Origin of the sequence: Brevibacillus gelatini (assembly GCF_050920745.1) — a bacterium.
Lineage (GTDB): Bacteria > Bacillota > Bacilli > Brevibacillales > Brevibacillaceae > Brevibacillus > Brevibacillus gelatini.
The window spans coordinates 62,919-75,992 of record NZ_CP154342.1; the positions used below are offsets into that span (position 1 = coordinate 62,919).

Sequence of the window (13,074 nt, forward strand, 5' to 3'; positions counted from 1 at the left end):
TTGGGCAGGAAAAGAGGTAGTTGTGATGTTCTATCCAGAACCGGTCTCCAAACTGATCGAAGGCTTTATGAAACTGCCCGGCATTGGTCCCAAGACCGCTGGGCGGCTGGCTTTTTTTGTGCTCAACATGAAAGAAGACGACGTGCTTGATCTGGCAAAGGCGTTGGTCAACGCCAAACGCCAGCTTCACTATTGCTCGGTCTGCAACAACATTACCGACCTTGATCCGTGCCACATTTGCCGGGACAAACGCCGGGACGGCTCGATCATTTGCGTCGTCCAGGAGCCGCGCGATGTCGTGGCGATGGAAAAGACGAAAGAGTTCGAAGGCTACTACCACGTACTGCACGGCGCGATCTCGCCGATGGACGGTATCGGGCCGGAGGACATCCGCATTCCGGATCTGCTCAAACGCTTAAGCGATGAACAGGTGAAGGAAGTGATCCTCGCCACCAATCCGAACATCGAAGGAGAAGCCACAGCGATGTACATATCGCGGCTCATCAAGCCGTTCGGAATCCGCGTGACGCGAATTGCCCACGGATTGCCTGTGGGCGGAGACCTGGAATACGCAGACGAAGTTACCTTGAGCAAAGCGTTGGAAGGCAGGCGCGAACTATAAGGGTGAAAAAGAAGACGGGGGAATTGCCTGTCTTTTTTTCATTTCGACGACAAGGGAGAAATCGTGAGGAAACGGCGGACTTTTTTTCGTGGACGAGACATAGAGTGAAATAGGAGCGTGAGGAAATGCTGACAGGACCAGGACCGTCGCTGGCGAGTTGGGCTGGGCGACAAAAGTCCACGCCGTGGGCAATCATGCTGTTTGTCGGGTATTGGCTGATGCTTGCGACCGAATTTTCCATGATTCGCTTTCATCCCGGAGAGGACGGCAAATGGATTGCTTCTACGGCAGACCAGCCAGAGGCATGGGTAGGGGTGCTTGTGCTTGGGCTCTCCGTGTTAAGCCTCATCGCAGCCGCCGGTTTTATTTACGGCCTCGCGCGGGAAAGCAGGCAGACCTTGTGGCTTTGGGGAAATCACGAGCTGACAGGCAACGACGTGGTGCACATCGTGGCGTGGATGCATGTATTCCAGACGGCTGTGTTGTTCTTGTACGGCTTCGTGCTGGAAGAACCGCTATTTGCTGTCGGAACAGTTGCGGGTTTCTTGGAATCAGCTTCCTTTCAATTGTTTTTGCTCATCTTGATTCCGCTGTGGTTTCGCAGGCGACTAGGGGAAATCGGGGTATGCCGACCCGTTCGGATCAAGCAAATGCTCGTCTTGCTGCTGGTGCTGTTCCTGCTGATTTTGTATTTGCTGGACGTGCTGGTGACGAATCCGCTCTCTGACTGGCTTGGGCTGTCGCTGTCGTCGGAGCGAGAGCAGCTGATCGAAAGGGAGATTGTTTCAGCGAAGGAAACAGATTTGCTCGCGGCTGTGGCGTCGCTTGCGATCATAGGGATCATGGTGCCGATCGCCGAAGAGATTTTGTTTCGCGGCGTGATTCAGACCTATCTCGTTCGGCGCGTAGGAGCCGTCGCAGGGATTGTCCTCAGCAGCTTCTGGTTTGCTCTTTTGCATATTGACGTGGCGTTGTTTGCACCGCTGTTTGTCATCGGGCTTTTGCTTGGCTTTGTCCGGCACCGCTACCAGTCAATCTGGGGAGCTGTGCTGCTGCACGCGGTGAACAACATGACGGGGGTTTTGTATTACTTTAACTAAATAAAGGAGGGTCTGCAAATTTGAGCAGGTGGGGCAAAAAAGAGCGGGTTGTCATTGACTGGGATGCCGAAAGTCTGGATGTAGCTGTGAATCAGGCCCGTGAGGATTGGCAGCACGCCCGCCATCTCGTCGAGGTCAGCGAGCCGGATGGCGGTTTGGAGGATGTCATTTACTATCTGCACGTAACGGAAAAGCGGTACATGTATTTGCTGGCGCAGGCAAAACGAGAGCGGCACCGCAAACACGCGTAGGAGGTGGCGTTCATGGCTACGGGGTGGGTCATTGCTCTGATTATTGTCGGGATTCTGCTTTTGACAGCGGCAAGCAAATCTGTCACAACTCCGATCAGATGGATGGGCGTTGGCGTCATGCAAGTGGTCATTGGCGCGATTTTGCTGTTTTTCACCAATCTGGTTGGCGAGCTGGCCAGCTTCCACATTCCGATCAACCCGATCACCGCTTTGGTCGCCGGATTTCTCCGCCTGCCAGGACTCGCCGCATTGATCGTCATCAAGCTGTGGATCATGGCCTGACGATTTTTTAGCCGTCTGTTTTCAAAAAGGCAACGCCGCGGTTCTCGTATTTCACCCGGCTTTCGCTGGGCTGGCGAAATGACGCGATCAGGGCAATGATGCGCGGCAGCGCCACGATGACGACACCGCCAAGCAAGGTAAGTCCATAGCCGGCCGAAAGCCAGACGTACGCTCCGGCTGCAATGAGGACGCTGCCGCACAGCACCGTGCACTCGCTGGCTCGATAAACGGACAGCGGCACGGGCAGCACATACCCGGCTCCCCACCAGGGAGAGACGAGCATGTCGGCGGTTGTCCAAGGCTTTTGCGAGCGCAGATGGGCGTACAGCCGAAAAATGACCAGATGGCAGATCGGCACAACGGGCAGGATCGCCAGCGTGACGACGAGAGAGACGACAGGCACCTGCAGCAGCATGGAGCTGCCGATCAGGGACAGGCCAATCAGCAAGAGCTGAAGCAAGTACCCGATCAGCCCCCAGCGAAAGCGGTAAAGCAGCTTGTAGCTGTAAATCGTATGTTGTTGGGCATGTCCCTTCAAAAAAAGTCACTTCCTTTGCAGTCTGGTTGCCGAAGCTGGCATGTATGTACGACAGCAATCGCGCTGTTTTCGTTCTTTTTCCCATTATCGCACAGTCGCAAATCTTGAGAAAGCCAATATGTGCTGCTGACAGGCCGTTGGTCCATTGTAAGGACTGGCGGCTTTTTGCTGTTTTCGGCACAGAAAACGGTACGCTTTTGGCAGGCAAACGAAGCTGCTGGTGTTATTGTCAGGAAGTTTCTGGGAACGATAAAAAGGAATCTTCCGTGATTGGGCACGAAAAGTACGGCGAAACATGCTGCCAGGCCGGAGGGAAGGAGGAAGACATTTGCGCCATCAGCGTATGACGTTATGGGTCGCTGCCGAGCAAATCCTACACAAGTGGGGCGAGTCGCTAAAAGAATGTGGAATGGATCTGCTCGTCGCACAAAAAGGGGAATCGGCAGAAGGAGTGGACGGGCTTTTGCTGACGAGTCCGGGCGATTACAGCCGTCTGCAGGAACTCGGAGAAAACAGCTTGTGCCAGGAAAACGGCCCCGCATTGTTGCTTGTATTTGGAGACGAAGCGCCGTATGGCTGGGCAGACGAGCTGGCAGCAACGTGCGAAGCCAGCAAAAAGCCGTGCGAGGTGGTGCGGATGAGCCTGTGGTCAGGCAACGAACGGGTACTGCTTGGGGGCGAGCCGGTTGGGCAGCAAATGCGCCGCCTTTGTCGGCTGCTCGCTGACCACGGCAAAGTTTCCATGGTGTGCGGACGGCGCGAAGTCGATGAAGCGATTCGTCAGCTCCCTCGCTATCTGGCGTGGAAGGAACGATTTTATTGGGAGATGGGCGAGGTGTGTGACGAAAGCGGCGTATCGCTTTTACAGGTATCAAGGGCATTGGGGCTGGACACGCGCATTGGTCAGGGCTGGCTCGATTCGGGGCGTCAGGATCATTCGCTTGTCTGTAAGTGGATCGTGCGGGAGTGCCAGCATGTCCTGCAAAAAGCGAAAATAGAGCGAGTCGCGCTGATCGGCCCGGGAGGCTTGTGGAGCAGTATGCCCCAAGGCTGGCTTGCTGGCAGAAAAGTCGCTGTGTACACAGGAACGGACGGGCTATTTCCGAACGAGGTTCGTCCGGGATGGGTACGTTGCGATTCCTGGGAGGCGGCTGTGCAGGATGCCGATTTGCTCGTGATCGGGGACGGGCAGGGGATCGTTGCCGAGCTTTCCTTGCAAGAGCTGATCCGTGCGATGCGGCAATCGCTGGTCATTGATGCCGCCTCCAGTTTTCCTGTACAAGAAGCCAGGCTCCTTTGCCAAGGGTACCGAGCTGTTGGGGAAAAGACGAACGTTTGGGAATGGCGCGGATTATAATGGGGTATAATGGTTGGTAGATTGAGGAAAAGGGTAGGCGTTCTTACGATGGAAAAAGTTGCTCAGCGATGTATCGTCTGTGAACAGGAGCAGAATGACGGAATCGCCATTTGTGAGCAGTTTATTTGTCGAACATGCGAACAGGAAATGGTCCATACTGACGTCCAGGACGAAAAGTATCCGTTTTTCATCCACCAGATGAGACGTATTTGGCTGCGAAAAGATGCGTGAAGGAAAAAGGCATCGGCATTCCCGGTGTCTTTTTCATTTACCAAAAAGCTTGGCGAATTTCCGTTTTCCCTTGTCAAATCATGTTAAAATAATGGGTAATTCATGACAAAGGACGTGAGTTGCGCGTGCTTGCGAGAAATGCTGAATTTCGGGAGCGGCAAAAGCGTGCGCCCCTGTATGAACAGCTGGAACGGCACGCGAGGAATCGCCCGCATCCGTTTCATGTGCCTGGACACAAGATGGGCCACAGCTTTGACAGCCATGCCCGGCAGCGGTTTTCTTCCATTCTGGAGCTTGATCTGACAGAAATCAGCGGAACCGACGACCTGCACCAGCCTCAGGGCGTGATTGCAGAAGCACAGGCGTTGGCTGCGGAGGCTTTTGCGGCCGAAGAGACGAGATTTTTGATTGGCGGCAGTACAGTCGGCAACATGGCCCTCATCATGACGGTATGCCGCCCGGGAGATAAAATTTTGGTACAACGCAACTGCCATAAATCCGTGTTTCACGGAATCATCATGGCACGGGCGACACCTGTATTTTTGGTGCCTGCCGTCGATTTGGCAACAGGCGTAGCGGCAGGAGTCAGACGTGAAGATGTGGAGCGGGCGCTGCAAGCACATCCCGATGCCAAGGCCGTTTTTTTAACGAATCCAACCTATTACGGGATGGGCATCGACCTGGCAAAAATGGCGGCAACGGTGCATCGTCATGACATCCCGCTTTTGATAGACGAAGCGCACGGAGCACACTTTGGCTTCCATCCGGCATTTCCCCGCTCGGCGATGCAGTCGGGTGCGGACGCGGCCGTACAATCTACGCATAAAATGGCTTCTTCCATGACGATGTCCTCCATGCTGCACTTGCAGGGCGGACGAATCGACCGGGAACGGCTGTATCGGCTGCTGGCCATGCTCCAGTCGTCCAGCCCGTCTTACGTGTTGATGGCTTCGCTCGATCTGGCAAGACGCCATCTGGCGCTGGAGGCTCATGAAGAGTGGGAGCGCTTGCTGCCGCTTTTGGACAAACTGCGGGAGCGGACGGCCAAGCTGGAATGGCTGGAGTGGCCGCAGCCATGCGCAAGTCGGGTGTACACGACGTTTGATCCGTTGAAGCTGTTTTTGCATTTGCGAACCGGACAGATGAGCGGGTTTGCTTTGCAGGAACTTATGGAAAATCATGGGATTTTTCCGGAGCTGGCCGACGAGTCGCACGTGCTGTTGGCTGCGTCTGCGGGAACCTCTCAACGGGATCTGGATGCGCTCGTCCGCTTGCTGGAATCGGTCTCGCCCAAGGTAGAGCTGGAAGAGGAGCGGATTTTGCTGCACGGCGTTGTCTCCTCGCATTATTTGCGGCAGCAGGCTGTGCCGATGCACGAGGCTGTCGACCGTCCACGGGAGGCAATCCCGCTGGAACAGGCGCTGGGACGCGTGGTAGCGGAGATGGTCATCCCTTACCCTCCAGGCATTCCGGTATTGGTGCCGGGAGAGCGCATCGATGCGGAAGGCTTGGAGATGCTGGCACAACTGCGGAGGGGACATACCCGTTTTCACGGAGTGCAGGATGATCGGCTGCAAACAATACAAGTGTTGCGTTAATCAAGGCTGGCTAGCATACGGCCTGTGACAGCAGGTGCGGAAGGAGTATGGAAGTGACAACAGGACAAAAAGGCCGATTTATTACCATAGAAGGCGGCGAAGGAGCGGGCAAATCGACTGTCATCGCCAAGCTGTACGAGGAACTGCGCTCGCGCGGAGTGGACGTGCTGTTGACGCGCGAGCCGGGCGGTATTGATATTGCCGAGAAAATCCGGGAAATTATCCTGAATCCGGCGCATACCGCGATGGACGAGCGGACGGAAGCGCTGCTGTACGCCGCAGCGAGACGCCAGCATTTGGCGGAAAAAGTGCTGCCGGCCCTCGCAGCAGGCAAGCTTGTGCTGTGCGACCGATTCATCGACAGCAGCCTTGCTTATCAGGGCCATGCCCGGGGGCTTGGCATCGATGCGGTGTACGAGATCAACCGCTTTGCCGTTGGCGATTGCATGCCGGAGCTGACGCTGTTTTTTGACGTGAAGCCCGAGACGGGGCTTGCGCGGATCAACAAAGCGCGCGGCAGGGAAGTCAACCGACTCGATCTGGAGGACATCCGCTTCCACCATCGAGTCAGGGAAGGGTATCAACTGGTGATGGCAAGAGAGCCGGAGCGCTTCGTCGTCATTGATGCCGAACAGCCGATGGAACAGGTGTATGAGTCGGCGCTGCGGGCATTGCTCGGCAGATTGTAAGGTTCGCAGTACCGCATGTACTGGGACATACGGTATAATATGATTAAGCGAAATATCGTACCAGGCCTACGTGTTTTTCATACAATGAAGCAAACCGTGCGGGATTGATTCTTGTGGAAAGGGTGATAGCCGATGAAAATGGTAGTTGCGGTCGTCCAGGACAAAGATAGTGGTCGTTTGTCTCAACAACTGGTGAAAAAAGGGTTTCGTGCGACGAAGCTCGCCAGTACCGGCAGTTTTTTGCGAGCTGGCAACACAACGTTTTTGATCGGTACGTCTGACGAAAACGTGCCGGAAGTAATCGACATCATTGCGCACAACTGCAAATCCCGCAAACAAATGGTTACGCCCGTTTCCCCTCTCAGCAATGCGGTGGATTCGTTCATGCCGTACCCGCTGGAAGTGCAGGTGGGCGGAGCTGCTGTGTTTGTACTCGACGTCGAAGAGTTCCACTCGTTCTGACTTTGGCGCGACTTGGCGAAACGGCAATCTGCAATTTTGCGGAATCTTTCTTCCTATCTACAGGTTCCTGCTCTCTTTTTTCGCTGCTTTCGATTATACTTGATCTAACGGGGGAAAAACCCTCTACTGATCGGTTATGTGGGGTGGCGTGATGAAAATCGGCGACGGGCTACGACCTAAGCTGGACATGATAAAAACTGCGGATTCGCGAAGAAATCCGCAGCTCGAAAAGCTCAATTTTGGCACGATGATGCAAGGAGAAGACGAGCGCATGTCCCAGGAGCTGCTCAATCGGCTGCTTGGCGACATTGACAGGATGGGGCAGATTCTCGCCAGATCCCGCTCGATTCGCGACTTCTACGCCTATAAAAATCTCGTCAAGCAGTTCATGGAGGAAGCCGTCAAGTACGGTGTCGCCCTGGATGACCGGCGAGGAATAAATCGGCGAGGCCGCAGCAGGCTGTACAAAATCGTCAAACAGGTCGATGCCGAGCTGCTGCGTCTGACAGACGAGCTGCTTAGCGATCAGGCAGCGACGATTGATTTGTTGGCCCGGATAGGCGAAATCCGCGGCATGCTGATTAATTTGTATTTTTAGTGGGTGTGAAACCATTATGACATGGACCCGGTTTTCCCAGCAGCCACGCGCTTCGGAGCTGCTGTACCATAGCCTGCTCAACAACAGATTGGCGCACGCTTATTTGTTCGCCGGTCCGAAGGGAGCAGGCAAAAAGCAGATGGCCCTGCATCTGGCGAAGTCCCTTTTTTGTCCGGAAAGGGAAGCGGACGCCTGCGGGGCCTGTGTTACATGCAGGCGGATTGAGGGGGGAAACCACCCCGATGTGCTGTTTATTACACCGGATGGGGCCTCCATCAAAATCGACCAGATCCGTACGCTGCAAAAAGAAATGGCCATGCGAGCGGTAGAGTCCAAGCACAAGGTGTATATCGTTGAACACGTCGACAAAATGACGACCCAGGCTTCCAACAGTCTGCTGAAGTTTCTGGAGGAACCGCCCGCTGGCGTGCTTGCCTTGCTTTTGACGGAACACAGCCACTCGATCCTCCCGACGATTTTGTCCCGGTGCCAAATCGTTCAATTCTCGCCACTTTCTGCCGGAGCGATTGCGGAACAGCTGCAGGCAGATGGCGTCATGGCTGGAATGGCGCAGGTTGCCTCGCACATTACGACAAATGTGGAAGAGGCCAGGGCACTCAGCCAGTCAGATTCGTTTGCACAGCTAAGAAATCTAGTGATACAATTGAGCCATGAGTGCAAACAGCGTAATTCGTCTGCGCTCTTCACCATCCATGATATGTTGCAAAAGAGCGACAAGATCAAAGAGGAACTGCCCCTCTTTTTAGATTTGCTCATCCTTTGGCTGCGCGATATCCTGTATGTGCAAGTAGGCAGGCATGCCCATCTCATTAACAGCGACCAACAGGATGTGCTGCAAGGACAAGCACTGGTATGGACAAAAGCTGAGCTCTTGTACGGGATAGATTTGGTCATGGATACGAAAAATCGGATAGAGCGAAACGCCAACGCGCAGTTGGCTCTTGAGCGGTTGGTTCTTCAATTCCAGGAGGGATAACCTTTGTATGAGGTTGTTGGGGTCCGTTTTAAAAAAGCGGGCAAAATATATTACTTCGACCCTGACCGACTGCCGATAGAGAAAGATAGTAACGTCATCGTCGAAACGGCAAGAGGGGTCGAATATGGCAAGGTCGTCATCGGCAAAAAGGAAGTTGCTGAGTCCGATGTAGTGTTACCGCTCAAAAAGGTCATTCGTATGGCTGACGACAAGGACGCAAAGCAGGTTGATGAAAACAGGCAAGCTGCCAAGAATGCCTTTGCCGTGTGCCAGACGAAGATCAAGGAGCACAAGCTCGATATGAAACTGGTCGATGTGGAATACACATTTGACCGCAACAAGATCATTTTTTATTTTACCGCGGACGGCAGGGTTGACTTCCGCGAGCTGGTAAAAGACCTCGCTTCTGTTTTCCGCACCCGCATTGAGCTGCGTCAGATTGGCGTGCGTGACGAAGCGAAAATGCTGGGCGGCATTGGCCCCTGCGGCAGATTGCTTTGCTGTTCGACTTTCCTTGGCGATTTCGAGCCTGTTTCCATTAAAATGGCCAAGGACCAAAACCTTTCGTTGAATCCAGCAAAAATCTCCGGTCTGTGCGGCCGGTTGATGTGCTGTTTAAAATACGAGAATGACAACTACGAAAGCACGCGTGATGAATTGCCGGATGTCGGCAAAATGGTCACTACCCCGATGGGAAATGGACGAGTCGTTTCCGTTAACGTACTGGATCAGTCCGTTCAGGTGGAGCTTTCGATCGACAAGCGCATCACAGAGTTTGGCTTAGATGAGATTGCGATAGGGCTCCCCACCTATGAATAAAGTGTGGGGGTAGGGGAGAGGTGAGCTAGTGGACAAACGGGAAATCTTCGTCAAGATGGCGAGCATTGAAGAACGAATTGGGGACCTGTACAAAGAGATCGGTGAGTTGAAAGACGTCATCGTCGTTTTGATGGAGGAAAACGCCCAATTACTCGTTGAAAACCAGCATCTTCGCAACCGACTGGAAAAGAAAAAGACTGGCTCCCCGGCAAAGCAGAAGGGGACAACCCCTGTCGCCAGGGAGAAAGCAAAAAAAGCCGTGGTCGGGGAAGGATACGACAACCTTGCCCGTCTGTATGCAGAAGGGTTCCACATCTGCAACGTGCATTTCGGCAGTTTGCGCAAAGAAGGGGATTGCCTGTTCTGTCTCTCGTTCCTCAGCGGCGGCCCTCAAAAATAAACGGTGACGAGCGATCACCACATGGAGAAAGCGACCTGTGCCACGTGTCAGGTCGCTTTTTCCAAGACAAGGAGAAAAAAGGAGTAGGGAACAAAGGATGGAACCAGTCATCAACGTGCCGCTCTATGATGCGGAGCGCATTGACGATTTATTGACACACGAAATGAAAATTATTCAGAGCCACGAGGTGTTCTGCTTTTCGATGGACGCTGTGCTGCTGGCGCGATTTGCATCCGTTCCCAAGCGCGGCAGAGTGCTCGACATGTGCACGGGCAACGGAGCGATCCCGCTTATCATGACTACGCGCACGCCGGAAGCCCGTTTTGACGGCATCGAGATTCAACAGCGACTGTTCGACATGGCCAGCCGGAACGTGATACTCAACGGTTTGACGGAGCGGATCGAGATGCACCACGGAGATGTCAAGGACGCTGTATCCATGTTCGGGTACGGAAAATTCGATCTGATTACGTGCAATCCGCCCTATATGCCTGCGACAAGCGGGGAGAAAAATATAAGCGAGCACTTTGCAATCGCCCGTCACGAGATATTGCTCTCGCTCGAAGACGTCATTCGGGTGGGCAGCCAGTTGTTGAAAAATGGCGGCAAGCTCGCTCTCGTCCACCGCTCTACCCGTCTGATCGATATTATTTCCCTGATGCGCCAGTACGGTATCGAGCCGAAGCGGATGCGTCTGGTTTATCCGCGCAAGGAGGCCGAACCGAACATGGTGCTGATCGAAGGGACCAGGGGCGGCAAGCCGGAGCTGAGGATTCAGCCGCCGCTGATTGTCTATGAAAATGGTGAGGAATACTGTGAAGAACTGCAGGAAATTTACTTCGGCAGACGAGATTCCCTCGCATAAGAGTCATTTTGTCTACATTCTCGCCTGCGCGGACGGCTCCTTGTACACCGGCTATACAACGGAGCTGCGCCGCCGCCTGGCGATGCACAACGAAGGCAAGGGCGCGAAATACACCAGAGGGCGCGGGCCGCTTGCGCTTGTCTTTTGGGAAGAAGGGCCCGACCGTTCATGGGGCTTGAAGCGCGAGGAAGGAATCAAACGGCTGAATCGCAAGCAAAAAGAAGAATTGATTGGAGGGACGCCGCGATGAATATACAGCGCAGCTTTGCGCAGGAGGAAACAGGTGTCCTGTATCTGGTCGCAACGCCGATTGGCAATCTCGATGATATGACCGTCCGCTGCCTGGAAACACTTCGGGCGGTTGATGTGATTGCCTGCGAGGATACGCGGCAAACAAGGAAGCTGTTGAACCATTTTCAAATCGAAAAGCGCACCGTGAGCTATCACGAACATAATAAGGAGGCGAGCGGACAGGGGCTGTTGCAGTGGCTGGCCGAAGGAAAACGGATCGCGCTGGTAAGCGACGCCGGGCTTCCTGCAATATCCGATCCGGGAGCTGATCTCGTGCGCGACGCGGTCGCCGCCGGGTACCCTGTCGTTCCGGTGCCGGGGGCAAACGCCGGACTGACGGCGTTGATCGCCTCGGGGCTGCCGACAGACCGCTTTGTCTTTTGCGGATTTATCCATCGGGAAAACAAGGAACGGCGTGAAGAACTGGAACGGCTCAAGCGCTATCCGGAGACGCTGATTTTTTATGAAGCGCCACACCGCATTGAGAAGACGATTGCCGCGATGCGGGAAATGTGGGGGAATCGGCGGGCTGTGCTGGCGCGCGAACTGACCAAGCGCTACGAGGAATTCGTTCGCGGCACATTTGAAGAGCTGCTGGAATGGCTGGGAAGCGGCGAAGTGCGCGGCGAGTTTTGCCTGATTGTCGAAGGCTATACAGGCACAACTGCTGGTGAAGCAGACGAGGAAACCGTCTGGTGGCAGCAGCTGAGTGTTGTCCAGCATGTCGATCATTACTGCGAGCAAGGCCTGAGCAAAAAGGAAGCGATCAGGCAGACCGCAGACGATCGGGGTGTGCCCAAGCGCGATGTCTACAACGAGTATCATCGCGACCAGGAAATTGAGTAGGAAGCTGACCGTACCAGGTCGGCTTTTTCTTTTTGTCTTGTCCGCTCATCCGCGATCCCTGTCGACAAGACAAATAGCCTTCGCAAGGGCTTGTCCCTTTGCGAAGGCGTAGCTTATGTAATGCAAGGATGTATGGAAATACGTGTTTAGCGTTTTGCGACAGGCATTTCAGTCAGGCAATCCTGGCAAACGATTTTACCTTTAAAGTGAGATACTTTGTCAGCGTTTCCACAGAAAATACAAGCAGGCTCGTATTTTTTCAGGATGATGCGCTCACCATCTACATAAATTTCCAGTGCGTCTTTTTCCGCGATACCCAGTGTGCGGCGCAATTCGATCGGAATAACGACACGACCCAGTTCATCTACTTTGCGAACAATCCCCGTTGATTTCATCATAGTAAATTCTCCTCCCAAGTCTTAATATGTCGATGCTATTGTAAGCAATCATCGTTAATCGTCAATATTCGACATTTTCTGTTGGGTTTATCATACCAGCGATTCCCAAAGGTGTCAACATGGTTTTGACAATTCTTTGAAAAGAAAAGATTTTTATGAAAATAGAAAAGCTGATATACCAGCGTTTCATAGAAAGCCGGGAACAGTTTGGAGATTCGTATAGCTAAAATTAACTGGTAGTATATTGTGTCGAATCGGTCAGTTTATGTCGAATAAAGCCGCGTCTATTCGACAAAAACACCTTGTCCTTGCTTTTTTTCCTATTCCTGTCATGCTCCAAATAAATCGTCAGCCGTTCGGCTCTCCTGGATGTTTACAAAACAAGTCGGTCGTGTACAATAGAGGGTAAATGAGGGAATTCATAGCAAACGACCATGATGGGAAGAGTAAGCCGATCCTCCTTATCGCAGAGAGCCGGGGCAGCTGAAAACCGGTATAAGCGAGCAGGCTGAACATGGCCCCGGAGTCTTGCAGATGAACAGCCACGGGACGAACCGTGCCCAGTAGTTTGTGACGTCAGCCCACGTTACGGGCAGAGTCTGTTTTGGACTCACCAAGTCCGTTGTCCGCGAGGGGAACGGAGCATTTGGGTGGTACCGCGAGTTCGAGCTCGCCCCAATTTTCGGGGTGGGCTTTTCTATTTTTCCAAAAGTTATCAGGAGGGCTAGGT

General features: G+C 53.7%; 18 protein-coding genes and 1 other annotated feature. Of the genes, 16 read left to right on the forward strand and 2 right to left on the reverse strand.

All coding sequences use genetic code 11. The features are described from left to right. The first annotated feature begins 25 nt into the window (after positions 1-25). The 4 genes from recR (at position 26) to AAFJ72_RS00440 (ending at position 2,255) form a co-directional block, all read left to right on the forward strand. The gene (recR, locus tag AAFJ72_RS00425; RefSeq protein ID WP_122905202.1) at positions 26-622 is read left to right on the forward strand and encodes a recombination mediator RecR; all 597 of its coding nucleotides are present in this window, start codon (positions 26-28) and stop codon (positions 620-622) included. 125 nt (positions 623-747) lie between these two features. After that, entirely contained in the window at positions 748-1,722 is a 975-nt protein-coding gene (locus tag AAFJ72_RS00430; protein WP_432775709.1) for a lysostaphin resistance A-like protein, read from the forward strand. 20 nt (positions 1,723-1,742) lie between these two features. After that, a complete protein-coding gene (locus AAFJ72_RS00435; protein ID WP_005830519.1) occupies positions 1,743-1,973 on the forward strand; it encodes a DUF2508 family protein in 231 nt (76 codons plus the stop codon). Between the two features lie 12 nt (positions 1,974-1,985). Further along, complete coding sequence (locus tag AAFJ72_RS00440; RefSeq protein WP_432775710.1) at positions 1,986-2,255, forward strand: pro-sigmaK processing inhibitor BofA family protein; 270 nt, start codon at positions 1,986-1,988, stop codon at positions 2,253-2,255. A 7-nt stretch (positions 2,256-2,262) separates the two neighbouring features. Here AAFJ72_RS00440 and AAFJ72_RS00445 read toward each other — a convergent pair whose 3' ends face one another. Next, entirely contained in the window at positions 2,263-2,793 is a 531-nt protein-coding gene (locus AAFJ72_RS00445) for a hypothetical protein (RefSeq protein WP_122905205.1), read from the reverse strand. 328 nt (positions 2,794-3,121) lie between these two features. Between AAFJ72_RS00445 and AAFJ72_RS00450 the strand changes: the two genes are divergently transcribed. The 12 genes from AAFJ72_RS00450 (at position 3,122) to rsmI (ending at position 11,946) form a co-directional block, all read left to right on the forward strand. After that, on the forward strand, positions 3,122-4,150 hold the full coding sequence (locus AAFJ72_RS00450; RefSeq protein ID WP_432775711.1) for a hypothetical protein: 1,029 nt from the start codon (positions 3,122-3,124) through the stop codon (positions 4,148-4,150). 48 nt (positions 4,151-4,198) lie between these two features. Further along, positions 4,199-4,381, forward strand: coding sequence for a sigma factor G inhibitor Gin (locus AAFJ72_RS00455; RefSeq protein WP_122905267.1), 183 nt, complete (start codon positions 4,199-4,201; stop codon positions 4,379-4,381). 125 nt (positions 4,382-4,506) lie between these two features. Beyond that, entirely contained in the window at positions 4,507-5,979 is a 1,473-nt protein-coding gene (locus AAFJ72_RS00460; RefSeq protein ID WP_432775712.1) for an aminotransferase class I/II-fold pyridoxal phosphate-dependent enzyme, read from the forward strand. A 47-nt stretch (positions 5,980-6,026) separates the two neighbouring features. Continuing rightward, entirely contained in the window at positions 6,027-6,668 is a 642-nt protein-coding gene (tmk, locus tag AAFJ72_RS00465; RefSeq protein WP_122905207.1) for a dTMP kinase, read from the forward strand. Positions 6,669-6,800: 132 nt separating this feature from the next. Next, positions 6,801-7,130 carry a cyclic-di-AMP receptor gene (locus AAFJ72_RS00470; RefSeq protein ID WP_122905208.1) on the forward strand — a complete coding sequence of 110 codons (330 nt, stop codon included), beginning with the start codon at positions 6,801-6,803 and terminating at the stop codon, positions 7,128-7,130. A gap of 151 nt (positions 7,131-7,281) precedes the next feature. Then, a complete protein-coding gene (locus AAFJ72_RS00475; RefSeq protein WP_122905209.1) occupies positions 7,282-7,728 on the forward strand; it encodes a YaaR family protein in 447 nt (148 codons plus the stop codon). Positions 7,729-7,744: 16 nt separating this feature from the next. Further along, the gene (gene holB / locus AAFJ72_RS00480; protein WP_432775713.1) at positions 7,745-8,725 is read left to right on the forward strand and encodes a DNA polymerase III subunit delta'; all 981 of its coding nucleotides are present in this window, start codon (positions 7,745-7,747) and stop codon (positions 8,723-8,725) included. Between the two features lie 3 nt (positions 8,726-8,728). Next, the gene (locus AAFJ72_RS00485; protein ID WP_122905211.1) at positions 8,729-9,544 is read left to right on the forward strand and encodes a PSP1 domain-containing protein; all 816 of its coding nucleotides are present in this window, start codon (positions 8,729-8,731) and stop codon (positions 9,542-9,544) included. 28 nt (positions 9,545-9,572) lie between these two features. Continuing rightward, positions 9,573-9,944, forward strand: a complete 372-nt coding sequence (gene yabA / locus AAFJ72_RS00490) for a DNA replication initiation control protein YabA (protein ID WP_122905212.1) — start codon at positions 9,573-9,575, stop codon at positions 9,942-9,944. A gap of 97 nt (positions 9,945-10,041) precedes the next feature. Next, complete coding sequence (locus AAFJ72_RS00495; RefSeq protein ID WP_122905213.1) at positions 10,042-10,809, forward strand: tRNA1(Val) (adenine(37)-N6)-methyltransferase; 768 nt, start codon at positions 10,042-10,044, stop codon at positions 10,807-10,809. Next, the gene (locus AAFJ72_RS00500) at positions 10,745-11,059 is read left to right on the forward strand and encodes a GIY-YIG nuclease family protein (RefSeq protein ID WP_122905214.1); all 315 of its coding nucleotides are present in this window, start codon (positions 10,745-10,747) and stop codon (positions 11,057-11,059) included. The genes AAFJ72_RS00495 and AAFJ72_RS00500 overlap by 65 nt, the downstream gene beginning before the upstream one ends. Beyond that, positions 11,056-11,946: a 16S rRNA (cytidine(1402)-2'-O)-methyltransferase gene (gene rsmI / locus AAFJ72_RS00505; RefSeq protein WP_122905215.1), complete on the forward strand. Its 891-nt coding sequence runs from the start codon at positions 11,056-11,058 to the stop codon at positions 11,944-11,946. Before AAFJ72_RS00500 ends, rsmI begins: the two co-directional genes overlap by 4 nt. Before the next feature lie 146 nt (positions 11,947-12,092). Here rsmI and AAFJ72_RS00510 read toward each other — a convergent pair whose 3' ends face one another. Continuing rightward, the gene (locus AAFJ72_RS00510) at positions 12,093-12,344 is read right to left on the reverse strand and encodes an AbrB/MazE/SpoVT family DNA-binding domain-containing protein (RefSeq protein ID WP_122905216.1); all 252 of its coding nucleotides are present in this window, start codon (positions 12,342-12,344) and stop codon (positions 12,093-12,095) included. A 425-nt stretch (positions 12,345-12,769) separates the two neighbouring features. Next, positions 12,770-13,025: a binding site (T-box leader), on the forward strand. The last annotated feature ends 49 nt before the right edge of the window (positions 13,026-13,074 follow it).